General features: G+C 69.2%; 22 protein-coding genes. 12 read left to right on the forward strand and 10 right to left on the reverse strand.

What is annotated here, in order from left to right; translation table 11 throughout:
* The first annotated feature begins 132 nt into the window (after nt 1-132).
* The 3 genes from IEW15_RS04530 to IEW15_RS04540 all read left to right on the forward strand — a co-directional run bounded on the left by IEW15_RS04530 (nt 133) and on the right by IEW15_RS04540 (nt 4,800).
* Nucleotides 133-345 carry a cold-shock protein gene (locus IEW15_RS04530; RefSeq protein WP_188575362.1) on the forward strand — a complete coding sequence of 71 codons (213 nt, stop codon included), beginning with the start codon at nt 133-135 and terminating at the stop codon, nt 343-345.
* A 307-nt stretch (nt 346-652) separates the two neighbouring features.
* The gene (locus IEW15_RS04535; protein WP_188575364.1) at nt 653-3,199 is read left to right on the forward strand and encodes an MFS transporter; all 2,547 of its coding nucleotides are present in this window, start codon (nt 653-655) and stop codon (nt 3,197-3,199) included.
* The gene (locus tag IEW15_RS04540; RefSeq protein ID WP_188575366.1) at nt 3,196-4,800 is read left to right on the forward strand and encodes a glutamate-cysteine ligase family protein; all 1,605 of its coding nucleotides are present in this window, start codon (nt 3,196-3,198) and stop codon (nt 4,798-4,800) included. The genes IEW15_RS04535 and IEW15_RS04540 overlap by 4 nt, the downstream gene beginning before the upstream one ends.
* Here the strand turns inward: IEW15_RS04540 and IEW15_RS04545 are convergent.
* The 7 genes from IEW15_RS04545 to IEW15_RS04575 form a co-directional block, all read right to left on the reverse strand.
* A complete protein-coding gene (locus IEW15_RS04545) occupies nt 4,779-6,023 on the reverse strand; it encodes an ABC transporter substrate-binding protein (RefSeq protein WP_188575368.1) in 1,245 nt (414 codons plus the stop codon). The two genes, IEW15_RS04540 and IEW15_RS04545, sit on opposite strands and share 22 nt — an antisense overlap.
* On the reverse strand, nt 6,020-8,086 hold the full coding sequence (locus IEW15_RS04550) for a SpoIIE family protein phosphatase (RefSeq protein ID WP_188575370.1): 2,067 nt from the start codon (nt 8,084-8,086) through the stop codon (nt 6,020-6,022). Before IEW15_RS04550 ends, IEW15_RS04545 begins: the two co-directional genes overlap by 4 nt.
* Nucleotides 8,087-8,440: 354 nt before the next feature.
* Entirely contained in the window at nt 8,441-8,923 is a 483-nt protein-coding gene (locus IEW15_RS04555) for a F0F1 ATP synthase subunit B family protein (RefSeq protein ID WP_188575371.1), read from the reverse strand.
* Nucleotides 8,924-8,928: 5 nt separating this feature from the next.
* Nucleotides 8,929-9,432, reverse strand: a complete 504-nt coding sequence (locus IEW15_RS04560; protein WP_188575374.1) for a F0F1 ATP synthase subunit B family protein — start codon at nt 9,430-9,432, stop codon at nt 8,929-8,931.
* Between the two features lie 202 nt (nt 9,433-9,634).
* Nucleotides 9,635-9,862, reverse strand: a complete 228-nt coding sequence (locus IEW15_RS04565; RefSeq protein ID WP_014746295.1) for an ATP synthase subunit C family protein — start codon at nt 9,860-9,862, stop codon at nt 9,635-9,637.
* A 125-nt stretch (nt 9,863-9,987) separates the two neighbouring features.
* Nucleotides 9,988-10,719 carry a F0F1 ATP synthase subunit A gene (locus tag IEW15_RS04570; RefSeq protein ID WP_188575376.1) on the reverse strand — a complete coding sequence of 244 codons (732 nt, stop codon included), beginning with the start codon at nt 10,717-10,719 and terminating at the stop codon, nt 9,988-9,990.
* A 192-nt stretch (nt 10,720-10,911) separates the two neighbouring features.
* Nucleotides 10,912-11,316: an AtpZ/AtpI family protein gene (locus IEW15_RS04575; RefSeq protein WP_188575379.1), complete on the reverse strand. Its 405-nt coding sequence runs from the start codon at nt 11,314-11,316 to the stop codon at nt 10,912-10,914.
* Between the two features lie 748 nt (nt 11,317-12,064).
* Here IEW15_RS04575 and IEW15_RS04580 point away from each other — a divergent pair.
* The 7 genes from IEW15_RS04580 to IEW15_RS04610 all read left to right on the forward strand — a co-directional run bounded on the left by IEW15_RS04580 (nt 12,065) and on the right by IEW15_RS04610 (nt 19,240).
* Nucleotides 12,065-13,225: a sirohydrochlorin chelatase gene (locus tag IEW15_RS04580; RefSeq protein ID WP_188575381.1), complete on the forward strand. Its 1,161-nt coding sequence runs from the start codon at nt 12,065-12,067 to the stop codon at nt 13,223-13,225.
* Complete coding sequence (locus tag IEW15_RS04585; protein WP_188575383.1) at nt 13,222-13,908, forward strand: precorrin-8X methylmutase; 687 nt, start codon at nt 13,222-13,224, stop codon at nt 13,906-13,908. The genes IEW15_RS04580 and IEW15_RS04585 overlap by 4 nt, the downstream gene beginning before the upstream one ends.
* Entirely contained in the window at nt 13,908-15,137 is a 1,230-nt protein-coding gene (cbiE, locus tag IEW15_RS04590; protein WP_229707816.1) for a precorrin-6y C5,15-methyltransferase (decarboxylating) subunit CbiE, read from the forward strand. Before IEW15_RS04585 ends, cbiE begins: the two co-directional genes overlap by 1 nt.
* Complete coding sequence (gene cobI / locus IEW15_RS04595) at nt 15,137-15,895, forward strand: precorrin-2 C(20)-methyltransferase (protein WP_188575385.1); 759 nt, start codon at nt 15,137-15,139, stop codon at nt 15,893-15,895. The genes cbiE and cobI overlap by 1 nt, the downstream gene beginning before the upstream one ends.
* Nucleotides 15,892-17,721: a precorrin-3B C(17)-methyltransferase gene (cobJ, locus tag IEW15_RS04600; RefSeq protein ID WP_188575388.1), complete on the forward strand. Its 1,830-nt coding sequence runs from the start codon at nt 15,892-15,894 to the stop codon at nt 17,719-17,721. Before cobI ends, cobJ begins: the two co-directional genes overlap by 4 nt.
* Entirely contained in the window at nt 17,718-18,575 is an 858-nt protein-coding gene (cobM, locus tag IEW15_RS04605; protein ID WP_188575389.1) for a precorrin-4 C(11)-methyltransferase, read from the forward strand. Before cobJ ends, cobM begins: the two co-directional genes overlap by 4 nt.
* Before the next feature lie 77 nt (nt 18,576-18,652).
* Entirely contained in the window at nt 18,653-19,240 is a 588-nt protein-coding gene (locus IEW15_RS04610) for a HupE/UreJ family protein (RefSeq protein WP_188575391.1), read from the forward strand.
* A 53-nt stretch (nt 19,241-19,293) separates the two neighbouring features.
* Here the strand turns inward: IEW15_RS04610 and IEW15_RS04615 are convergent, their stop codons facing one another.
* On the reverse strand, nt 19,294-20,067 hold the full coding sequence (locus IEW15_RS04615; protein WP_188575393.1) for a cobalt-precorrin-6A reductase: 774 nt from the start codon (nt 20,065-20,067) through the stop codon (nt 19,294-19,296).
* A gap of 1 nt (nt 20,068) precedes the next feature.
* Nucleotides 20,069-21,262, reverse strand: coding sequence for a cobalt-precorrin-5B (C(1))-methyltransferase (locus IEW15_RS04620; RefSeq protein WP_188575396.1), 1,194 nt, complete (start codon nt 21,260-21,262; stop codon nt 20,069-20,071).
* 98 nt (nt 21,263-21,360) lie between these two features.
* On the opposite strand from IEW15_RS04620, the gene cobA reads away from it, so the two are divergent.
* Both cobA and IEW15_RS04630 read left to right on the forward strand, forming a co-directional pair.
* A complete protein-coding gene (cobA, locus tag IEW15_RS04625; RefSeq protein ID WP_188575398.1) occupies nt 21,361-22,233 on the forward strand; it encodes a uroporphyrinogen-III C-methyltransferase in 873 nt (290 codons plus the stop codon).
* Nucleotides 22,230-23,588, forward strand: a complete 1,359-nt coding sequence (locus IEW15_RS04630; RefSeq protein ID WP_229707817.1) for a cobyrinate a,c-diamide synthase — start codon at nt 22,230-22,232, stop codon at nt 23,586-23,588. The genes cobA and IEW15_RS04630 overlap by 4 nt, the downstream gene beginning before the upstream one ends.
* A gap of 17 nt (nt 23,589-23,605) precedes the next feature.
* Here the strand turns inward: IEW15_RS04630 and IEW15_RS04635 are convergent, their stop codons facing one another.
* Entirely contained in the window at nt 23,606-24,757 is a 1,152-nt protein-coding gene (locus tag IEW15_RS04635; protein WP_188575399.1) for a zinc-binding dehydrogenase, read from the reverse strand.
* Between the last annotated feature and the right edge of the window lie 54 nt (nt 24,758-24,811).

A 24,811-nucleotide genomic window follows, 5' to 3' on the forward strand; every position in this document is an offset into this window, starting at 1 on the left:
TGGATGGACCAGAATGACTTGATCTTGCGCTAAAAAATTTGCGTCGAGCTGATACTCTTCTTTCCTGAAATGCGATTCCGATGGCTGCGGTAACGCGGCTATGTAGACACACTGCAGATGAGGACATTCCCCATGCAGACCGGCACCGTTAAGTGGTTCAACGCCCAGAAGGGCTTCGGCTTCATCGCTCCCGACAATGGCGGCAATGACGCGTTCGTGCACATCAGCGCCGTCGAGCGTTCGGGCATCGGCGAGCTGGTCGAAGGCCAGCGCGTTGATTACGAACTGGTCGCTGACCGTCGCAGCGGCAAGATGACTGCCGACAACCTCCGGATCGTCGGCTGACCCTAGCGGGTTTGCCGTCCAGGGTTCGCCGAGAGCCCACCGGACTGAGCTTCGAAGACCCCGTGCCTCATCCGAGGCGCGGGGTTTTTGCATGACCGGCGATCCGGGCCGATCCCTCCCCGGTTCCACGCGCGCCGCCCCGGTCCTGCCGGCTGTTGCAGCATTGCCCGCTCTTGTGGCCACCTGTGTCAATCCGGGTTGATCCGGCAACGCCTGCCCCGCGCAATTTCTGACGGACCGTCGTAGGATAGGCGCCGCTGACGGTCGCTCCGGCCGCAGCCATATCTGCCGTCGGACCTTTGCACACATGACCTCGCCATCTGCCCCCCGCGGACCGATCTTCCGGCTGACCCTGGCTCTGGCACTGCTGCTGCCGGTCTGTATGGGGATCGCAGGCTTTCTGAACCTCACCGCCCTGAAGCGCGTGGATGCCGAAGCCACGTTGAGCGAGGTGCAGGCGGTTGGCGGCAAATGGGCCGACCGGCTGCAGGTGTCGGTGCGCTATGGCAAGCCGCTGGAGAAATTCGCCGGCCTCGACGCCCTGCTCGACGATATCCGCGCCGACATCCCCGTGGTCACCCAGGCCGCGGTGCTGGATGCCACGGGCGGCGTTCTTGAGATGCGGGGCCGGGGCGAACTGCCACCGGCCGCGCAGGCCGATAGTGGCGGCGGCCGGGTGCATGACGTGGTGGTCAATGGCTCCCGCTGGGTGCTGTTCCCGATCCGCGAGGCGGGCGGACAGGTGATCGGCCACCTGGCGACCGCCCTGCCCGCCGGGGCACAGACTGCCGCCGTCACCGAAACCGTCCAGGCGATGACCCTGGCCGCCATCACCATCACGCTCGCCGGCGTGGTGCTGACCGTGGGGCTGGGCCTCGCCCTGTCGCGTCGTGGCCGGCGTCGCGGCACCCTGCAACTGGGCTGGATGCGCATCGCCGGCATCGCCGTGGTGGTGGTGGCCCAGCTTGCCTTCGCGGCCTACAGCATCCGCGAATTCCGGGGCGCCGTCGAAGCCGCCGCCGGCCGGCAAGGCGACCGACTGGCAATGTCGGTTGCCCATGACCTGGATCAACTGCTCGACAAGGGCATCGGTCTGCGTTTCATGAGCCGGATCGAGGATAATTTCGCCCGGCTGGTGGATGCCGTGCCGCTGATCGGCGGTGCCGAGCTGATCGATGCCGATGGCCGGCGGATCGCCGGCTATGGCGTGACCGATGCCGGCAGCGGCCCGGTGGTGCGTCGCGCCCTGGCCCGATCGGTCGCGGCAGACGGCACCGCCATCGGCTCGAACGACCGCCCCGCCGGCTATGTCGCCGTCACCCTGTCGGGCAGCACCATCGCCACCAGCGTGCGCGCCCGCGTGCTGGATGCCATCACGCTCGCGCTGGTGTCGGCGATGATCGTGGGCGAAGGGCTGATCTTCGTGTTCGCGGCCGTGCGCGGGCGCTCGGCCGCGGCCACCGCCATCGCCGACAGCCGTTTCGCCCGACCGATGGCTTTCCTGTTTCTGCTGTCCTGGTCGCTGCCATTGTCGTTCGTGCCGCTGGCGATGCGGGCGCTGTCGTCCACGGGCGGACAGCCGCCCAGCGACATGCTGATGGCGGCCCCGGTCTCGGCTGAAATGTTCTGCGCGCTGATCACGGCCCTGATCGCCGGCCCGATGGCCGACCGGCGGGGCTGGCAGGTGCCGGTGCTGACCGGCTTCGCCCTGTGCGGTCTGGCCAATCTGTGCTCGATGCTGGTCATGACGGTCACCAACGATCCCCTGGGCTTCGTTGCCGCCCGGGCGCTGGGCGGGCTGGGCTATGGCTTCGCCTGGATGGGCATTCAGAGCCATCTTTACGCCACCACACGGCCGGAACGCCGGGGCAGCGCCACGGCGGCGCTGATCGCCGGCATCTTCGTGGGCCAGATGTGCGGCACCGCGATCGGCGCGATGCTGGCCGAGCAGCTTGGCTATGGCAATGTGTTCCTGATGGCGGCGGTGTTCCTGCTGCTGCCGCTGATCGTGGCGGTGGTGGCGATCACCGCCGCCCGTCAGCAGCTGTCCGCCACCGCCGGCGGCACCGACGCCATGGCCGTGGTCGATGACGACACGGCAACGCCGCTGCCGGCCGCCCCCGTGATCGGGCCGGCCACCCGGCCGGTTGCCGCCGCAGAGGGCGGCGGCTGGCGAGGCCTGCTCGGTGACCGCACCTTCATGCTGGTGCTGCTGTGCAGCGTGGTGCCGTTCTCGATCGCTCAGGTCGGGCTGCTGAATTTCGCCGTGCCGGTCTATCTGTCGGAACAGGGCATCAACCAGTCCGATATCGGCCGCGTGCTGATGGTGAATGGTCTGGCGGTGATCATCCTGGGGCCGCTGTTCGGACGGTTGACCGACCGGATGACCGACAAGCGTCCGTTCATCGTGGCGGGCGCGATCGCCGCCGCCCTGGCCCTGGTGGTCGCCAGCCTGGGCGGCAATCTGATGGCGCTGGTCGCCGCCGTATTCCTGATCGGCGTGTCGGGCAGCATCGCCGGCGGCGCGCAGAGCGCCCATGGCCTGCAGGGTGAAGGCGTCGCCCGCGCCGGTATCGGCCGCGCGGTCAGCATGAAGCGCTCGGCCGACAAATTCGGGCAGATGCTGGGGCCGCTGATCGTCGGCGGGCTGTTCGCCGTGGTCGGCACCACCGCCGGCCTTGCCGCCACGGCCGGGCTGATGCTGATGGCCGGGCTGATCTTCCTGCTGCTCGACAAGGCGCCGGGTAAGCTGGGGATCGCCAAGGGGCTGGCGGGCTCATCCGGCCCGGGCGGCGGCCAGCCGGGCGATATGGCGGCAACAGACGCCCCCGTGGGCAAGGTGACCGGCCAATGAACCGGATCGGGTGGCGTGCCGCGCCGGTCAAAGTAGGCGTCGAGGTGGAACTGCCGGTGGCGGCAGAGGCCGATGGCCGCAGCCTGGCGGTGCCCGGCGCCTTCGGCCATCTTCTGTCGGGGGTCGGCGCTGGCGATGCGCCGGTATCGGCGTTGATGCTGGGTGGGGCGCTGATCGGCCTGCGCGACCCGTCGGGCGTGATCTCGGTCGATAACGGCTTCAACAATCTGGAAGCATCGCTTGGCCCCGAGCCCGATCTGCCCGCCCTCGACGCATCGGCGGCGACAGCCCTGGAGCGGATCGGCGCCGCGGTCGCGGCCGAAGGCGGCATGCTGGTCAATCTGGCCGAACATCCGTTCCAGGCCACCGATGCCGGCTTCTATGCCCGCACCCGCGCGCCCAAACCGGTCTATGACTATTGGAACCAGACCCGGGGCTGGGTGCATGCCTCGGGTATCGACGCCAAGGCCCATAACAGCCCGTCGACCGATGTCGAGATCGCGCGCGGCGCCGATGCGGTCAACATCGTGCTGGGCTTTTCCGCCGCCTTCATCGCCCTGTTCGCCAACAGCCCGTTCGAAAATGGCGCGGCCACCGGCTTCAAGGAAAACCGGCTGACCCTGTGGCCGCGGATGTGCGGCACGGCCCATGCGGCGCGTGACCGGATCTGCTTTCAGCCGCCGGCGCAGCCGTTCAACGGCCTTGGCGCCTATCTGCGCTGGGCGTTGGGCATGGATGCGCCGGTTCCGGCCCTGCCCTTCGGCCCGGCCGATCTGGCGCCGACATCGAAGATCGGCGGGCTGGTCGAGATCAACGGCACACCCAGTCTGCGCCAGTTTCTGACCCGCCGGCAGGGCTGGGCCGGACGGTTGTATGGCGACAGCGGCGCCGAGGTGATGGTCACGCCCACCGCCGGCCATTTCGCGGCGATGCAGTCGTCGAATTTCCTCGACGCCCGGCTGCGCTTCACCTTTTCCCCCGATCACATGCCCGATCCCGCCGATCTGGTGGCGGCGATCGACGATGACGACGCCATCGCGGCGCTGATGGGCGCCTGCACCCGTGCGGTTTATCTGGAGGGCCGCGCCCCCGGCGCCAATCTGCCCGATCGCGATCTGATCGACCGGGCCGGGCCGGCGGTCGCCGGCAGCGTGGTCAATGCCGCCGGCGCGCTTCAGAAGGGCCTGCTCGCCAATCCGGACCGCGCGCTTGCCGCCATCGACCGCCATGGCTGGGGCCGTTTGATGGCGCTCCGGACGGCCGCGATCCGCGATGCCATGGCAGCCGAGGTCGATGGCCTGACCGCCGCCGCCCTGGCCGCCGAACTGGTGGAGATTGCGGCCGGCGGGCTGGACGCCGCCGATCAGCGCTTCCTGGCCTATCCCGACCATGTCTGCCGCACCGGCCAGAGCGGCGCTGACCGCGCCATCGCCATGGTCGAGGCCGGTCATGGCAGCATGGCCCGGCGTCTGCGCGCGCTGGTGGCCGCGCGCCGCCATGTGCCTGTCAGCCTTGGCGGCGGCGCCCTGTCGTCATATCCGGCCTCCGTGCGGGATCTGCCAGCATCATGCGCGCCGGCTCACTGCTCGATGGTGCGATAGATCTCGTCGGCGGCCAGCAGGATGTCGACCGGCGGGTTGAAGCCGATGACCTCCATGGTCTCAAGATTGAGCGCGATCTTCGCCGGCGCCACCCAGCGCTGATCCAGCGCCCGCGGCAGGGCGCCGTTCAGGATGCGGCCGATGATTTCGGCGTGATAGCGGCCGACATAGGTGAAGTCGCCCTGGGCGATGCTCATCAGCACGCCCCGGCTGACATCCGCCGATCCGGCCATGGAGAAGGTCGGGATGCCGGCATCCAGCGCCGCCTGTACGATGCGCGGCAGGCTGCTGCTGGTCACGCCGCGATGCACGGTGATGTAGAAGGCATCCACCTTCGGGGCCAGTTCCTCATAGCAGCGCACCGCCTCGGCCTTCGCCACCTCCTGATCGACGCCGTTGAACGGCGCGAAACAGGTCACCAGTTCGAAGCCGCGACCGGCCGACACCGCTTCCAGTTCCTCGATCGCGGCAAAGGTCCGGCCTTCCGGCGTGTTCTCATAGACGATGCCCAGGCGATCGGCCTTGACGATGTCCTCGAACAGTTCGACCTGGCGGCCATAGCGGCCGGGCTCGACCTTGGCATGCAGATTGGGGCGGCCGCTGTCATCCGGATTGGGGATGATCTTCGCCGCCACCGGGTCGGAGGTCGAGGCCACGACCACCGGCACCGCCACCGCGTCATTGGCCAGATCCTGGCCGGCCCAGGTGCCCATCGCGATCATCAGGTCGATGTCGCCGCGGGTCGCCAGCCGCTCGATCAGTTCAGGCCGCACCAGCTTGCGCCGCTCCGGGTCGAAATCGCCGGCCGTGTAATGCGCATCGGCCACGAATTCGACATAGGGGCCGCGGGCATTGGCCACCAGGTACTGCCACAGATCGGCCGAATCGGTGAAGCTGTCATTCGGCGGCAGGTCGATGTCCGGCACCCAGCCCAGTTGGATCATGCCCCGCACGATCGCCGCCAGGATGATCTTGTAGTCGGCGTACTGCCCGCCCTCGTAATAGCCGATCCGGAACCGGTGTTCGGGCGCGACGGCAGGCGGGGTTTCCGGCACCGCTTCGGCGGCGGCGCGCTCGGCGGCGGTCGGCGGCGGAGAGGCTGCCGCCTCGGCGGCATCTGCCGGTGCCGGCACAAGGCCCAGAAGCAGTCCGGCAAGGGCAAGGCCGATCAGCAGCGAGAGCATGGCGCGGCCGAACAGGGTGGCAGGCTTCCTCAAGGTCATCCGATGCTCCGTAGTGCCGCAGGCGGGTTCGAGGCGGCCTCGGCCGGCCCCGCATAGTGAAGGGCGAAGACGGTGATGTCGTCCGACTGGGCGGCACCGTCGACGAATTCGGTGATGTCGTCGAACAGGCGGTCAACGAAGCCGGCGGGATCGCCCTGCATGCCGGGCTCGGCGATGCCGAACAGCCGGGGTTCGCCATACAGGACGTTCTGCGGATTATGGGCCTCGGTGACGCCATCGGTATAGACCAGAAGGTCATCGCCGGGCATGAGGTCCAGCGCCATGGCCCGATAGGGCATGTCCTCGATCACACCCAGCGCCGGACCGCAGACCGTGGTCAGCGCTTCCGGGGCTGCCCCCTTGCGCAAGAGCAGTGGCGGGTTGTGGCCGGCATTGCAGTATTCCAGCCGGCCACTGGCCAGATCCAGCCGGCCGCAGAACAGGGTGACGAACATCGTGTTCGGATTGTCACGCGCCAGCATGTCATTCACCTCGGCCAGCATGCCCGCCGGGCTGAGGCCCTTCTCGGCCGACGTCTTCAACAGCGTCCGGGTGATCGCCATGAACAGCGCCGCCGGCACGCCCTTGCCTGAAACGTCGCCGACGACGAAATAGAAATAGCGGTCCTCGGCAAAGAAGAAGTCGAACAGATCGCCGCCGACTTCCTTGGCCGAGATCAGCCGTGCGTTCAGGTTGATTTCCGGCCGGCCGGGGAAGGGCGGGAAGGTCTTGGGCAGCAGGCCTTCCTGAATGTCTCGCGCCGCCGCCAGTTCACCTTCGATGCGCATCCGCTCTTCGGTGATCTTGATCAGCTCGCGGATCTTCTCGCGCAGCGTACGGTCCATGAAGGCGAAGGCGCCGGCCAGCCGGCCAATTTCGTCGCGCCGGTCGTCGATCAGCCGGGCAAGATCGGCGTCGGGCTCGGCATCGCGGGTGAAGTCCTGCGACGACAGCGCCCGGACCCGCACCTCCAGCCGGCGCAACGGCCGGACCAGCAGGCCCGACAGGGGATAGGCCGCCAGAAACGACAACACCAGCACGCTGCCCAGCAGCAGGGCCTGATTGCGCGTCACCTCATGTGCCGGCCCCAGAATGTCGTCGCGCGACAGCACCAGCGCCACCCGCCAGTCCAGCGGGCGGAACAGATAAGCATAGAGCACCAGGTCGCCGGCGTCATCGGGCGGGGCGATGCCCATCGTGCGCTGTCGTGGCAGATCGCCCGGCAGCATATGGAACAGATCGCCACAGCCACCGGCACCAGTGGTGACCGCGGCACAGGCCGCATCGCCGCCCTGGGGGGCGATCACCATCTGGCCGGCGCCATCGAAGATCATCGCCCGGCCGCGATCGCCCAGCCGCAGCGCGTGAACGCTGGTGGTCAGATCGCGGATCATCTGGTCGATCTGGGCATCGGCGGCGCGTTGGACATCCTCGGCATCGGCGATGATCGCCACAGTCCAGTCCCAGGGGGCAAAGCCGCGGAAAAAACCGAATTTCAGCCGGGTGCTGGTCTCGTCCAGGCTGGGGCGTTCGAAGGTCGAGAAGGTATTGCCATAGGTCAGCACATCCGCGCGCGCAGCGGCAAAGGTCGGCCGGCCTTTCATGTCGACGCCGTCGAGCAGGGTCTGACCAAGCCGGGCGATGTCGGGATGCACCAGCATCCGCATCTGGCTGTCATAGACCAGAATATAGCGGGTTTCGCTGCGCGGCTGGCTGACCAGCCAGTCGAGCGCCGCGTTTCGCGCCTCGGTCTCGGACATCCGCCCGGTTGCCGCCATGCCACGAAACGACTGGAGCACCGACACCACCTGATTGCCGTGATCCTCCAGCGAGCGCTTGCGTTGCTCGACCGTATCGACCTTCTGGCGGATCAGGGCCTGGAACCGCTCGCGCAGGCTGGTCGCGAACAGGTCGACCGTGTTGCGGGCCTCGCGGTCGCGCTCAGCCACGAAGCTTCGTTCAAGCAGTATGGTGGTCGATGGCAGGATGACGCCCGCGGTCACGCCAAGAATCAGCGCGACGCCCAGGAACACCGCCACCCTGAGTGAATGAAACCGTAACACGCCCCGTCCCGTCCCCATCTTGACTGCTCTGCGGACCGCCCAGATGCGTCCGGCCCCGGATCGCACCGGAGCCCCGGATCGCACCGGCCGGCCACCGGCAGCATCGGCCGCATCCTGGCGACTGTATCCGGCCGCGAACCCGCCCGCCCGCGTTCGCATCCTGCCTGATCGCCGAGGCCATGGCGAGACCGCAGGCATGGCTGATGGACCGTCGGCAACCTCCGTGCCAGCAGGGCAACAGCGATCTGGCCGCCCAACGGAAAATGCCCCTGGCGGCAGAACCGTCAGGGGCATTTTCCGGCATCTAAAACGCCATGGCCGGCTTCGCCGGCATAGCCGCCCGGCCTTTCGGCCTCAATGCAGGGTCTTCAGGCTCGCGATGGTGTCGTCGACCAGTTTGGCCTGACGATCGGCCGAAAGCTGGGTGCGCAGCACCTGCTCGGTCGCCGCCATAGCCACGTCGACCGCAGTCGCGCGGACCTCGGCGATGGCGTCGCTTTCGGCCTGCGAGATCTTGGTCATCGCCATCCGCTCGCGGCGCTCGATCGACTGCGAGAGCTGGGTCTGGCCCTGCTCGACGATGCGCTTGGCCTCGTGACGGGCATGGGCGACCATCTGCTCGGCTTCCTGCATCGCCTCACGCTGCTTGCGCTGATACTGGGCCAGCAGGGCCTGGGCATCCTCGCGCAGCTTCTGCGCCGCATCGAGTTCGGCACGGATCGCGTCGGCCCGGGCGTCGAGCATGCCGCCGATCGTCTTGTGGACCTTGAGGAACCCCAGGCCCACCATGCAGAGGATGAAGGCGATAGCGACCCAGAAGGTGGGATCGGAGAACATCAGCCTCACTCCTTCCGCGACGAGGTGGCGGCAAGCGCCGTGTCGACGGCGCGGCGCACGGTGACCGGATCGACCGGTGCGCCGGCCAGCTTGGCGGTCGCGGCTTCGGCTGTCTCGGTCGCAAGCGTCGCCATGTCGGCCATGGCAGCCGTCTTGGCGGCGGCGATGCCGGCTTCGGCTTCGCGCACCTTGGCGGCCAGACGCTCATCGAGCGCGTCAAGCTGACGCTGGGCCTCGGCCTGGGCCTGCTCGGCCGCGTTTTCCAGAAGCTTCTGGGCTTCGGAACGGGCGTCGCTCAGGGCCAGTTCATAGGCCGCGCGCGCCTCTTCGGCCTCGCGCCGGAGCGCTTCGGCACGATCGAGATCAGCGGCGATACGGTCCTGGCGCACCTCGAGGATATCGGCGATGCGCGGGAGCGCGATCTTCGACATCAGCAGATAGAGCAGGCCGAAGGATACCACCAGCCAGAAGATCTGCGACGCGAAGGTGCTCGGTTCGAACTGAGGCATGGGTCTCCCGGGGCATTTCGTGGACGGGGCCTTTAGGCCGGCCGTCATGTCGAAAGTCTGGCGCGGACGGGCACGGGCAGGCGATGCATGGCTCAGAACCATGATGTCGTGCGCTGGCCCTCCGGGCCCTCACGAACGCGCCCGAGGTGGTGTTTTCACACCCCTCGGGCCCGTTCGGTACCGGATCCCGGCTGCGTGCTGATCAGAACACGAAGAGGATGATCAGCGCGATCAGCAGGGCGAAGAGGCCGACCGCCTCAACCAGCGCGAAGCCCAGCATTGCCAGCGGGAACACGGTGGTGCGGACCGAGGGGTTGCGCGCCAGCGAGCTGACCAGCGAGGAGAAGATGTTGCCGATACCGATACCGACGCCGAACAGCGCGAGCACAGCGAGGCCGGCACCGATCATCTTTGCGGCTTCCAGTTCCATCGCTCAACTTCCTTATCTTGACAAAGGGACTGGTTTTCAACGAGGGGCGATCGCCCAGAACCTGCTCGCGACCAAGGGGCGGCCCGGCGACGTCGCCGGCCCTGAACCCCGAGGCCCGAATGTTCTCAATGCAGGTGAAGTGCGTCGTTCAGGTAGATGCAGCTCAGGATCGCGAAGACATAGGCCTGGAGTGCCGCGATGAAGAGTTCGAGGGCGGTAAGGCCCACGACCACCACGAGAGGCGCAATGCCGGCGACGCCGAGTGCGATGATGAAACCGGCCAGCACTTTCAGCATCGTGTGACCGGCAACCATGTTGGCGAACAGTCGCACCGCAAGGCTGATCGGCCGCGACAGGTAGGAGATGATCTCGATCGGCACGACCAGCGGCATCATCCACACGGGCACGCCCTGCGGAACGAAGAAGCTGAAGAAGTGCGTGCCATGCTTCACCAGACCGATGACCGTGGTCAGGATCCAGACGAACAGCGCCATCGCGAAGGTCACGACGATATGGCTGGTCGTGGTGAAGCTGTAAGGGAGCATGCCCACCAGATTGGCGAACAAAATGAACATGAACAGCGTGAAGATGAAGGGGAAATACTTCCGGCCTTCTGATCCCACGTTATCGCGGAGCATGTTCGCTACAAACTCGTAGGACATTTCCGCCATCGACTGGCCTCGGCCCGGCACCATCGCCCGGCTGCGAGAGCCAAGCGTGAGGAACAGGGTCACGCCCGCGATGGCAATGAACATCCACAGCGACGAGTTGGTGAAGGAGATGTCGACGCCGCCGATCTGGAGGTCGACCAGACGCTTGATCTCGAACTGCTCAAGCGGGCTATGCGCTTCCGCCACCGTGGTCCTCGCTCTTTTAAGAACTCAACCCTGGCCGGAGCCGTTCGGCACGTCAGTCACCGTGCCGTACACCTTCCGCACCTTATGCCCGCGGTTACCCCGCGGACCCGATTTCCGTCCGGCTGTACCGCGGATCACCGATCCATGGCCAGCGAAATCTGTAGCGTGCCAAGCCCGCAGGCATGCCGCCCGTCAGCGATCCTTGTCAGAGTCGGGCTGTTTGCCCGCCACGTCCTGGTCCGCCGCGTCACGGCCCCCTGCCTCCCGGTCCGCCTTCTCTTCCGCGTCGATCTCGCCCATTGTGCGGTTGGCCAGGCGATAGGCATTGCGTATGCCGGCCGCCGCACCAAGTACAAAAAAGACCATCATCGCGAAAGGCGCCGTCCCGAGCCACCGGTCCAGAAACCAGCCCAGACCGAGACCGACGACGAGCGCCGCCAGGATGTCTGTTCCGATACGGGCGGCGAACCCCACGCCCCTCGCCGGCCCACGCGAATTCTCCGGGCCGTCGCCATTGCGGCGGTCGGTGGACAAGCGTGCCTGCTTCAGACGGGCTTCAAGCTCTTTCAGTCCCAGGTCATCGTCCCGGTCGTTCATGAGCGTCTGGCCCGCCTTTGCATCCGGTCGGTGAAAGGCCCTGGTGAACCAACGAATGCCGGATCATCGATGTGTGAGCATCACACATATGACGAACCGTCATCCGGCGATCCGGGCGCGCCGGCCGCGCCGCAACAGCGCTGCCGAAGGCGCGTGAACCATACGGGGAAGCCATATGCGTGTCAAGAATGAAAACCCCTTGCTTTACAAGGGATTGGCCAGGCTAACCCATTGACTTTCAAGCACTCGCATTTCCGGCAGCCGCCCGCCGGGGCACACGGTGCCATGGGGTCGCACCCCCGGCCCTGCAACCCGGAAGGGATCATGGAGCCCATGCCGAGGACGAATTCCGCCTCTCAGACCCGCCACAGTGTAGGTGCACCGCACATATTACTTGCGCGGTGATTGAAGAGCGGCCGGCTGTTGCATCCCAGACGCGGTTGACGCATGGTGATCGGAGATGAAGGCCGGCCCGCATGACAGCGGAACCGGCCACCACGCCCCGGGACGCCAGTCGCGACGGGGCTTCGCCGGGCCAACCAGCGCCGGCGGACGGGCGGATCCTGACGGAAGCCCGCGTGGGATGCCGATCGTCGCGGATCGCTTGGCGCCACTCTCTCTTATATAGAGAGCGGATGCCCCGGCGGGACAGCCGCGCCGCCCGCGCCCCCGACGCGCTCTGTCGCCTTCCACCCCGCCCGCCCGATGCCGGATGCCCGGATCGTGTGAGACCGGAGGATGCAAGGCGATGTTCGGACTGGGTGACGGGCAGGGGATCATGATCTGCGGCCATGGCAGCCGCGATCAGGGCGCGGTCGACGAATTCGCTGAGCTTGCGATCGCGCTGCGTCGCCGCTTCACATCGGTGCCGGTCGAGTACGGCTATCTGGAATTCGCCAGGCCCATCATCCGCGACGGACTGGACCGGCTGCGCGCCCAAGGTGTGCGCGAGGTGCTGGCGGTGCCGGGGATGCTGTTCGCGGCCGGCCACGCCAAGAACGACATTCCGTCGGTCCTGAACACCTATCAGACCAGCGTGCGCGCCGGCGGTGAGATGGCCCAGGGCCGGGCCGATCCCGGCTTCACCATCCGCTATGGTCGCGAGCTGGGCATCGATCCGCGGATGCTGCGCGCGGCGGGCGAGCGCGTCGACAGCGCCATCGCCCGCGCCGATGCCGCGCGCACGGCCGGTGATGCAGTGTCGCGGCACGATACCCTGCTGGTGGTGGTGGGGCGCGGCGCCTCGGACCCCGACGCCAATTCCAATGTCGCCAAGGTCAGCCGGATGCTGTGGGAAGGGCTGGGCCTGGGCTGGGCCGAGACCGCCTATTCCGGCGTCACCTTCCCGCTAACCGAACCGGGTCTGCGCCATGCGGTACGGCTGGGTTTCCGGCGGATCGTGGTGTTCCCCTATTTCCTGTTCACCGGCATTCTGGTCAAGCGGATCTATGACGCCGTCGACCGGGTCGCGGCCGATTTCCCCGAGATCGAATTCGTGAAGGCCGGCTATCTGCGCGACCACCCCCAGGTGATCGAGACCATGGTCGACCGGGTGCAGGAGATCGTGCACGGCACCGGCAACATGAACTGCCAGCTCTGCAAATACCGGGTGCAGGTGCTGGGTTTCGAAGCCGAACGCGGGCTGCCGCAGGAAAGCCATCACCATCATGTCGAGGGCATCGGCACCGGCGCACCCGCCCCGGCCGAGGCCGGCCATGACGCCGCACATCATGATCACGACCATGATCATGGTCATGATCACGGTCATGATCACGGGCACGGGCACGGGCACGACCACAGCCATGACCACGCGCATGGGCATGGGCATGACCACGGCCATCATCACCATCCCTACCCCCATGCCGACCATCCGCTGGGCCCTGTCAGCCTGAAGGCGGCCCGGGGATGACGGCGCCGCTGGCTCTGAACGAGGCCGCAACCCCAACCTATGACCGCGACCCGGCCTATGACCGCGACCCGGCCGCGATCTATGCCCGATCGTTCGCGATCATCCGGGCCGAAGCACCGCTGGGCCATCTGCCCGACACCCTGCATGGTGTGGCGATCCGGGTGGTGCATGCCTGCGGCATGGTCGATGTCGCAGGCCGGCTGGCGTTTCAGGGCGATGTCGCCACGGCCGGCCGCGCGGCCCTGGCCGGCGGCGCGCCGGTGATCGCCGATTGCCGGATGGTGGCGTCGGGCGTGATCCGCCGCCGCCTGCCCGCCGGCAACGCCGTGCTCTGCGGGCTCGACGACCCCCGGACCGACCGGCTGGCCGCCGCCAATGGCACCACCCGGTCGGCGGCCGCGATCGATGCGCTGGGTGACCAGATCGCCGGCGCGGTGATCGCGATCGGCAACGCGCCGACAGCCCTGTTCCGGCTGATCGAGATCATCGCGGCCGGCGGCCCGCGCCCGGCGGCGATCCTGGCCTTTCCGGTGGGCTTCGTCGGTGCGGCGGAAAGCAAGCAGGCGCTGCTCGATGCCGGGCTCGCCATCCCCTGCCTCACCCTGCCCGGCCGGATGGGTGGCAGCGCCATGGCCTCGGCGGCGGTGAACGCCATTGCCGCGCCGAATGAGGAGGCGCCGTGATGGACACCATGAGGGCAGGCACCGCCCCCTGGATCACGGTGGTCGGCATCGGCGAGGACGGGCTTGGCGGTCTCGGGGCGCAGGCACGCGCATGCGTCGATGCGGCCGACATCCTGATCGGCGGCGACCGTCATCTGGCGATGCTGCCGGCCGGCGATACCCGCCCGAAACATGCCTGGCCCAGCCCGCTCAAGGCCCTGCGGCCGGTGATCGAGGCGGCGCGCGGCCATGATCTGGTGGTTCTGGCCAGCGGCGACCCGTTCTGCTGGGGCATCGGCACCACGCTGGCACGCTGGTTCGGCGCCGATGCGCTGACAGTGCATCCGGCACCCTCGGCCGCCAGCCTGGTCTGCGCGCGGCTGGGCTGGTCGCTGCCGGATGTGCGGCTGATCACCCTGCATGGCCGGCCCCTGGCGCTGCTCGACCGGCATCTCCAGCCGGGCGCGCAGCTCATTATATATACCGACGACGGTGCTGCCCCGGCGGCGATCGCCGGCCGGCTTGCCGAACGCGGCTTCGGTGCCAGCCGGATGACCGTGCTCGCCTGCCTGGGCGGCCCGCATGAGACCATCCGCCAGACCCGCGCCACCGATTGGGGCGATGCCACCACCGCCGACCTGAACACGGTGGCGGTGACACTTGCGGCCGATGCCGCGACCGATTGGCACCCGACCGTGCCGGGGCTGGATGACGACGCCTTCGATCATGACGGCCAGTTGACCAAACGCGAAATGCGGGCGATCACCCTGGCCCGCCTGATGCCGGCGCCGCGCGCGCTGCTGTGGGACATCGGCGCCGGCAATGGATCGATCGGCATCGAATGGCTGCGCGCCGAGGCCACCGCCCGGGCGATCGCGGTCGAGCCCCGCGCAGACCGGGCGGCCCGCATCCGCGGCAATGCCGAGGCGCTGGGCGTGCCGGCGCTGACGGTGATCGAGGGATCGGCACCAGCGGTGCTGGACGAACTGCCGGCACCGGATGCGATCTTTCTAGGTGGCGCCGTGGCACAAGATGGCCTGATCGCGCTGTTGATGGATCGCCTGATCCCAGGCGGGCGACTGGTCGCCAACGCGGTCACGCTCTCGGGCGAGGCGGCATTGGCCGATGCTCATCATCGCCATGGCGGCGACCTGATCCGCGTTCAGGCCGCGCGCGCGGTGCCGGTGGGGCCGCATATGGGCTGGCGTGCCGCCATGCCGGTCACTCAATATGCCTGGAGGAAACGCTGATGGCGGCGCGGATCGGCGATGCCGCCGCCGGCCGGCTGATCGGGCTGGGCATGGGGCCGGGCGACCCCGAGTTGATCACGCTGAAGGCGGCCCGGCTGCTGGGCCATCTGCCGGTGATCGCACATATCCACGCAGAGACGCCTGAAACCGGCGGCGAGGCGGCGCCTTCGGGGGCCGGACTCGCCCGTGGCATCGCCGGTGAGCTGATCCGCACCGATGCCACGCTGATCGCGATCGCGATGCCGATGCGCGAGGACCGCGCCGCCGGTGCCGCCGCCTATGATGCCGGCGCGGCCCGGATCGCCGGGCATCTGGCCGAGGGCCACGATGTCGGCGTGCTGTGCGAGGGCGACCCGCTCACCTTCGGCTCGTTCATGTATCTGGCGGCCCGGCTGTCGGGGCGCTTCCGGGTGGAGGTGGTACCGGGCATCACCTCGATGACCGCCGCCGCCGCCCGGCTGGTGCTGCCGCTGGCGGCGCGCACCGACAGCCTGGCGATCATCCCGGCGACCCTGCCCGAAGCCGAACTGGCCCGCCGGCTGGACGCGGCCGATGGTGCCGCGTTTCTGAAGATCGGCCGCCATCTGCCCAAGCTGCGCCGGGTGCTGGCGGCGGCGGGTCTTGCCGACCACGCCTGGTATGTGGAACGCGCGACCCGGCCGGAGGAACGCATCCTGAAGCTGTCGATGCTGGCCGATGACACGGCACCCTATTTCAGCCTGATCCTGGTTCACCGACGCGGCGAGGCGACCCGATGACCGACATGACCCCCGCCATCCTGATCCTCGGGCCATCGGCGCTGCCGCTGGCCCGACGGTTGGCGGCGCTGCTGCCCGGCGCCGTGATCACCGGCCCCCATGCCCGGCTGGATGTGGCCGAGCGCATTGAGGTGGTGCCGCTTGAGCCGGTGGCCGATGGCCTGCGGGCACTGTTCCTGGCTGGCCGGCCGGTGATCGGCATCGCCGCCGCCGGCGCGTTGATCCGGATGCTGGCGCCGGTGCTGGCCACGAAGGCCACAGAACCGCCGGTGCTGGCGGTGGCGGAAGATGCCAGCGTGGTGGTGCCGCTGCTGGGCGGCCATCATGGCGCGAATGATCTGGCGCGGCGGATCGCCGGTGCCATCGATGCGATCGCGGCCATCACCACCGCCGGCGATCTGCGCTTCGGCGTGGCGCTCGACGATCCGCCGGCGGGCTGGCGACTGGCTGCGGCCTGCGACCCGAAGCCGGCAATGGCCGCCTTGGTCGCCGGGGCAGCCATCCGGTCCGGCACCGCCCTGCCCGACTGGCTTTCCCATCTACCCCGGGCGCCCGACGGCGCCGTATCGGTGGTGACCAGCCATCGGCGCGATGTGCCCCCGAACGGCGGCTTGCTCTATCATCCGCGAAGCCTCGCGGTCGGCATCGGATCAGATCGCGGCGCGCCGGCTGCCGAAATCAGCCAGTTGATCGATGACACACTGGCCGATGCCGGACTGGCGCCCGAGGCGGTCGCACTGATCGCCACCATCGACATCAAGGCCGACGAGGCCGGTATCGCCGCCGCCGCCGACGCCCTTGGCCTTCCGGTCCGGATCTATCCGGCGACACGGCTGGCGGAGGAAACCCCGCGGCTGGAAACCCCCTCCGACTATGTGCGGGCCACGGTGGGGGTGGCCGGTGTGGCCGAGGCGGCGGCCCTGGCCGCCGCCGGCCCCGATGGCCGACTGATCGTGGCCAAGCGCAGATCGGCGCGGGCGACCTGTGCCGTGGCGCTGGCACCGGCGCCGATCGATGTCGACCACACCGGCCGGGCGCCGGGGATGTTGTATGTGGTGGGCATCGGCCCCGGCCGCGCCGACTGGCGCACGCCCGAAGTGGACCGCATGGTCGCCGCATCGACCGATCTGGTCGGCTATGGCCTGTATCTGGATCTGCTGGGGCCGGCCGCGGCAGGCAAGCGCCGCCATGGCTATGAGCTGGGCGAGGAGGAGCGCCGGGTCGCCTGCGCGCTCGACCTCGCGGCCGAAGGGCGCCAGGTCGCCCTGGTCTGTTCGGGCGATGCCGGGATCTATGCCATGGCGGCCCTGGTCTATGAACTGATCGAGCGTGGCCAGGATCAGGGCGGTCCGCGTCCGCTGTGGTCGCGGGTGCGGGTGCAGGTCTCGCCCGGCATCTCGGCCCTGCAGGCGGCGGCGGCGCGCGCCGGCGCGCCGCTCGGCCATGATTTCTGCGCCATCTCGCTATCGGACCTGATGACCCCCTGGCCGGTGATCGAGCGCCGTGTGCAGGCCGCCGCCGATGGCGACTTCGTGGTCGCGTTCTACAACCCGGTCTCGCGCCGCCGCCGCCACCAACTGGCTCGGGCACGCGAAATTCTGCTGGCCGCGCGCGGCCCGGCAACGCCGGTGATCCTGGCCCGCAATCTGGGCCGACCCGACGAGACGGTGACGGTGATCGAGCTTGGAAGCCTGGATGTCGACGCCGTCGACATGCTGACCCTGGTGATGGTCGGCGCGCGCGGCACCCGCCGGCTCGATCTGGGTCAGGGGGTGCGGGTCTATACACCCCGCGGCTATGGCAGCCGCGGCGAGGAGGTGGCATGACGGTTCATTTCATCGGCGCCGGGCCGGGCGCGCCCGACCTGATCACCCTGCGCGGCCGCGACCTGATCGCGCGCGCCCCGGTCTGCCTTTACGCGGGCTCGCTGGTCCCGCGTGAGGTGATCGACTATGCGCCCACGGGCGCGCGGATCATCGACACCGCGCCACTGACGCTCGACGAGATCGTCGAGGAAATGCGCCAGGCCCATGACCAGGGCCACGACGTGGCGCGGGTCCATTCCGGCGATCCGTCGATCTATGGCGCCACGGCCGAACAGATGCGCCGGCTGCGGGCGCTGGGCATTCCCTTCGACGTCACCCCCGGCGTGCCGGCCTTCGCGGCGGCGGCAGCGGCGCTGCAAAGCGAGCTGACCCTGCCCGGCATCTCGCAGACCATCATCGTCACCCGCACTGGCCATGCCTCATCACCGATGCCCGAGGGCGAGACGCTTGAGGAACTGGGCCGATCGCGGGCAACGCTCGCCATCCATCTGTCGATCCGTTTCCTGCCCCAGATCCACCGGACACTGGGCCCCCATTACGGTGACGACTGCCCGGTGGTGGTGGTCTATCGCGCCAGTTGGCCCGATCAGATGATCATTCGCGGCACGCTGGCCGATATCGCGGCCAAGGTCCGCGCCGCCAAGATCACCCGCACGGCGCTGGTGCTGGTGGGCCACGTCTTCGCACCCGGCGACTTCGCCGACAGTGCGCTTTATGATCCTGGACATGCGCATGTGTTGCGCCCGAAGCGGACCGCGCCCCGACGCGCCAGACCGGCGCCCGCGGCCGGCCGCACGGATGCCGACACAGACGCCGTCCCCCGCGTCGGAGTGGTGACCGCCGACCCCGGCTGACCCGCACTGCCCCCAACTGCCCGTTCTTATCGTTCACATCCACGACGCCAGACGTCCCGACGACGGAGACCGTACCCATGTTCCGACGCCTTCTGCCCACCACGCTTGCGACCGCAGCCACTGCCCTGCTCCTGGCCAGCCCGGCCTTCGCCCATACCGGCCATGAGGTCGCGGGCTTCATGAGCGGTTTCGCCCATCCGATCGGCGGGCTCGATCACGTGCTGGCCATGCTCGCGGTCGGCTTCTGGGCCGGCCAGACCGGCGGCCGCATGATCTGGGCGGCACCGCTGGGCTTCATTGCGCTGATGATCGCCGGCGGCGCGCTGGGCATGGCCGGCATCGGCCTGCCGGGTGTCGAGCTTGGCATCACCGCCTCGATCGTGGTCTTCGGGCTGATGATCGCCTTCGCCTTCAGGCCGAACCCGGTGGCCGCCGCCGCCATCGCCGGTGTCTTCGCGCTGTTCCACGGCCATGCCCATGGCACCGAGATGGCGGCCGGCGGATCGGCGGCACTGTATGCGCTGGGCTTCGTGGCCGCGACCGCCCTGCTGCATCTGGCCGGCATCGCACTGGCCATGGGCATGCGCAAGGCCCAGGTCGCGAAGCTTGAGCGTGCGGTCGGCGCCGGCATCGCGCTGGCCGGTGTGGCGCTGATGGTCGGCTGACACAGGCCGATACGGCCTGGACGTGAGGTCGCTCAGGCCGGCTCGGCGGCAGTTCAGGCCGGCTCGGCGGGCAGACCGATCCAGTCCATGGCGGCGGCGACATCCGCCGCCAGCGGGCCGTCGGGCACCGGCGGCCGGTCGATCATGAGGACGGCGATGCGGCATTCCCGCGCGACATCGATCTTGGCCATGGCCCCCGTGCCGCCGGCATTCTTGGCGATCACGGCGGAGACGACGTGGTCGGCAAAGAACCGACGTTCGGCGGCGATGTCAAACGGCCCGCGATCACGCACGAAGCGGATGTCGACGGCCGGCGGCACCACGGTCACCGGCTCGATCGTCCGCACCACGAAGCCGTATTCCGGGCGCCGGGTGAGCAGGTTAAGCCCACGCCGGCCGGTGGCCACGAACACGCGGCCATCCTCGGGCGCCGCCGCCCGCGGCAGGGTCTCCAGCGCCTCGGCCAGATCGGCGACACCATACCAGCGATCGCCGATCCCGGCGGTCCAGGGCGGCCGGCGCAGCACCAGCCGTGGCACCGCCGCCCGCCGCGCGGCCTCGACCGCATGGCCCGACATGGTTTCGGCGAAGGGGTGGGTGGCATCGATCAGCCGGTCGAAGCCTTCCGCCTGCAACAACCGGGTCAACCCGTCGATGCCGCCAAGCGCGCCGCTCAACAGCCGCCCGGCCGGCCGGCGCGGTTCATCGGTGACACCGGCAAGCGAGGTCCAGACATCGTGGCCGGCGCCGGTCGCGGCCTCGGCCAGCGCCCGCGCCTCGGCGGTGCCGCCCAGGATCAGCAGCTTCAGGGGCGTGCCGATCGCCATGTCATGCCGCCCCGAGCAGAACCGGATCGGTGGCGGCCATCGGCTTGCCCAGCCGGTCGGCCACCACTACATCGACCATGACCGGTGCCGGATCGAGCGCCGCGACCAGGGTTGCCCGCGCATCTCTGGCAACGGCCTCGGCCAGCGGCAGGCCTGCCGCCACGGCCATGTCGAGCGCCTGTTTGGCGGTGTTGGCGCGGGCAATCGCCGATACCAGCGCCGCATTGGCGCCGATGCCGGCGGCGGCGGCCGCGAGCCGGCCGAAATCGACCGTCGAGCGCGAGGAATGCAGGTCCAGCGCGCCTTGCGCCAGCTTGACGAGCTTGGCGAAACCGCCCGCCACCACCAGATGCGGCACCGGATGGGCGCGGAGATATTTGGCGAGCGCGCCGGCGAAATCGCCCATGTCGATCAGCGCATGATCGGGCAGATCGGGCAGCAGGCGGCGCAGCATCGCCTCGGAGGTCGAGCCGGTGCAGCCGGCGACCCGGGCCAGACCGGCGGCGCGCGCCACATCGACGCCCCGGTGAATGGAATGGATCCAGGCCGCGCAGGAATAGGGCACGACCACACCGGTGGTGCCCAGAATCGAGATGCCGCCCAGAATGCCCAGGCGCGGGTTCCAGGTGCGCTCGGCCAGGGCGGCACCGCCGGGCACCGAAATCGTGATCGTGACATCGCCCGGATGGCCGAACAGCCCCGCCAGCCGGGTGATGGTCTCGGTCATCAGCCGGCGCGGCACCGGGTTGATCGCGGGCTCTCCCACCGGCACCGGCAGTCCGGGGCGGGTGACGGTGCCGACCCCCGCTCCGGCGCGAAACACCACGCCGCTGCCGGGGGCCGCCAGTGCGACCGTCGCCAGGATCAGCGCGCCATGAGTGACATCCGGATCGTCGCCGGCATCCTTGACGATGCCGGCGGTGATGGCGCCGCCCGGCTCCACCCGGCGCTCGGCCAGGGTGAAGACCGGCTGCTCGCCTTTGGGCAGAGCGATCTGGACACTGTCGGGAAACCGGCCGGTGGCCAATGTGGTAAAAGCGGCGGCCGTGGCGGCTGTGGCACAGGCGCCGGTCGTCCAACCGCGACGCAACACCCCTTCGGGTTTGCGGCCGCCACCGGCCGGCGCCTCAACCGGCGTTCCGGTCGGTGCGTCGGACTGATCGACAGGGACTGCGTCGGACGGTGCATCGCTCATGGCCGGACGATACCATTGCAGCCCGACCCCCGGAAAGCCCCAGCCGGGACAAGACCGGGACGATATCTTTCCACCGTCAGCGACAGGAGACAGGCAGCATGAGCGAGGCGACCCGGACCAGCGTCACCCTGCCCGGTTTCCTGGGCCTGCCCATATTTCAACCCGGCTGGGTGTGGCTGGTCGGCGCCGGGCCGGGCGATCCGGCGCTGTTGACGCTGGGTGCCGCCCATGCGCTGGCCTCGGCCGATGTCGTGGTCTATGACGCGCTGGTCGACGAACGCATCCTGGCGCTGGCCGGCCCCGACGCGCAATTGGAATATGCCGGCAAGCGCGGCGGCCGCCCGTCGCCGAAACAGGCCGATATCACGCTGCGGATCATCGATCTGGCCCGCCAGGGCAAGCGGGTTCTCAGGTTGAAGGGCGGCGACCCTTTCGTGTTCGGCCGGGGCGGCGAGGAAGGTCTGGCGCTGGTCGAGGCCGGTATCCCGTTCCGGGTCATTCCCGGCGTCACCGCCGGCATCGGTGGCTCGGCCTATGCCGGCATCCCGGTCACCCATCGCGACACCAACCACGTGGTCAGCTTCATCACCGGCCACGACACCACCGGCGGCGTCACCGGCAATATCGAGTGGGAGGCGCTGGCCAAGGGCTCGCCGGTGATCGTGCTCTATATGGGACTGAAACATCTGGGCGAGATCGCCACCCGGCTGATGGCCGGCGGTCGCGACCCGGACGAGCCGGTGGCGGTGATCGCGCGCGCCACCACCCCGGCGCAACGGGTGCTGGAAACCACGGTCAGCCGGGCCGAGGCCGATGTCGCGGCATCAGGCATCGAGGCGCCGGCGATCGTGGTGATGGGGCCGGTGGTGCGGCTGCGGGCGGCGCTGGACTGGCTGGGCGCGCTCGACGGCCGGGCTCTGACAGCCGACCCACTGGGCACCCGCCATGGCCAGAAGAAGACCGGGTCGTGACCGGGAGAGGCGTGACCGGGCCGTCAGCGCTGATCATCGCGGCGCCGTCATCCTCGGGCGGCAAGACCACGATGACACTGGGGTTGCTGCGCGCCTTCACCCGCGCCGGCCGGCGGCCGGCGGCGGCCAAGATCGGCCCCGATTACATCGACCCGGCCTTTCACGAGGCGGCATCCGGCCGGCCATCGGTCAATCTGGACGGCTGGGCGATGACACCCGACCGGCTGGCGCGGATGATCGACAGCCGTGGCGATGCCGGCCTGCTGCTGATCGAGGGCGTGATGGGGCTGTTCGACGGCGCGCCGGCGCCAGGGGCTGGCGGTGACGGCTCGGCCGCGGCCCTGGCGGCACTGTTCGGGCTGCCGGTGCTGCTGGTGGTCGACGGTTCGGCGCAGGCCCGCTCCGCCGCCGCCCTGATCCATGGGTTCCGCAGTTTCGACACGCGCATCGATCTGGCCGGCGTCGTGTTCAACCGCTGTGGCGGTGCCGGCCATATCCGCAGCCTGACCGCAGCCGCCGTCGAAGCCGGGGTGCCGGCCTTCGGCTTCGTGCCCCGCCAGGCCGATATCGCCCTGCCCTCGCGGCATCTGGGACTGGTTCAGGCGCGTGAGACCGGCGGGCTCGATGCCCTGCTCGACCGGCTGGGCGATCTGGTGGCCGCTCATCTGGATCTCGACGGTATCGCGGCCCTGGCACGGCGGGCCGCGACCGGCCCCCGGCTGACGGCCAGCCCCGCGACACCGGCCGTGCCGCCGCTGGGCCAGCGGATCGCGGTGGCCCGCGACCACGCCTTCGCCTTCGCCTATCCGCATATTCTGGAGGACTGGCACGATGCCGGCGCACAAATACTGCCGTTCTCACCCCTGGCCGGCGAGGCGCCAGACAGGGACGCCGATGCGGTCTGGCTGCCCGGCGGCTATCCGGAACTGCATGCCCCCGTTCTGGCCGCCATGGGGGCGCGGCCCGATGGCTGGGTGGCGGGCCTGCGGGCCGCGGCGCAGCGCGGCGCGGTGATCTTCGGCGAATGCGGTGGCTATATGGCGCTGGGGCGGGGCCTGACCGACGCCGATGGCCGCGACTGGCCGATGGCCGGATTGCTGGCGCTCGACACCAGCTTCGCCCGCCGCCGGCTGCATCTTGGCTATCGCCGCGCCCGGCTGGCCGGCGATGGCCCGCTGGGGCAGGCGGGCCAGGGCTATCGCGGCCACGAATTCCACTATGCCAGCATCACCGCCGAGGATGGTCCGCCGCTGTGGCGGGCGGTCACCGACGCCCTGGGCGAGCCCGCGGCCGCGGCCGGGCTGTGCCACGGCCGGGTCGCGGGGTCGTTCCTGCATCTGATCGCCCGGGGATAGATCCGGGGCGCTCCGTGTCAGAGGCCCTTGTTCGGGTTGATCAGGTATTTGGCACCCGTCGCCCGCTTGCTGTAGCCGGCGATCACCTCGGGCTTCAGCACCTCGGCCAGCGAGATTTCGGCGGTGTAATGGCTGGCGAAGGTGGTCTTCAGCTCCGCCGCCACCCGTGCGCGCAGACGCCCGGCCACCTCAGGCCCCACCCGTTGCAGGAACGGGAACAGCAGCCAGCCGCCCACCCCCCAGGCCATGCCGATATTGCGCTGGATTTCGACCGGGCGGGTATCGAGCGCGCCATACAGATAGACCTGCTTGTGCACCGACGAGCCATAGCGGCTGTAGCTGCCGGTGGCCCGTGCCGCGATCGCCGCTTCCATCGCCGACAGGATCTGGCCGGCCAGCCTGCCGCCGCCGATGGCATCGAAGCCGATGGTGGCGCCGGCCTCGATCAGCGCCTCGGTCAGACGGTCGGCGAAATCGGGGCTGGTGCTGTCGAGCACATGGGCGGCACCCATCCCGCGAAGCAGCGCCACCTGTTCGGCGTTGCGGACGATGTTCACCAGACCGATGCCGTCCTTCAGGCAGATCCGGTTCAGCATCTGGCCCAGATTGGATGCGGCGGCGGTATGGACCAGGGCGGTGTGGCCCTCGCGGCGCATGGTTTCGACCATGCCCAGCGCCGTCAGCGGATTGACGAAGCAGGATGCGCCATCGGCGGGGCTGGCATCGTCCGGCAGCAGCAGGCAGTCGGCGGCCTTGATCACGCGATAGCGGGCATACATGGCGCCGCCGATCATCGCCACTGTCCGGCCCAGCAGATGGCCCGCATCGGCGCCGGCCTTGATCACCACCCCGGCGCCTTCATTGCCCACCGGCAGCGACTGGTTCAGCCGCCCGGCCATCGCCTTCATGGCCGCGGGCGGGATCGCGGCACTGATCGCCGGCAGATCGGCGGTGCCGCCGGTCGCGATGGTGTCAAGATCGGCCGGGCCCAGCAGCAGGCCCAGATCCGACGGGTTGATCGGCGTCGCCTCGATCCGCACCACCACCTCGTCGGCGGCGGGCTCGGGCACGTCGACCCGGATCAGCGACACCTCGATCCGGCCATCCGATGTCACCTTGGAGCGCAGTTCCACGCCCTCCAACGTCGTCGTCGCCGTCGTGTCCGCCATCTGTGCGTCCCTCCATCTGAGATCATTTTAAATTTTGTCCGACGCAGGGTGGCA

Source organism: Tistrella bauzanensis (genome assembly GCF_014636235.1).
GTDB classification, from domain to species: Bacteria; Pseudomonadota; Alphaproteobacteria; order Tistrellales; family Tistrellaceae; genus Tistrella; species Tistrella bauzanensis.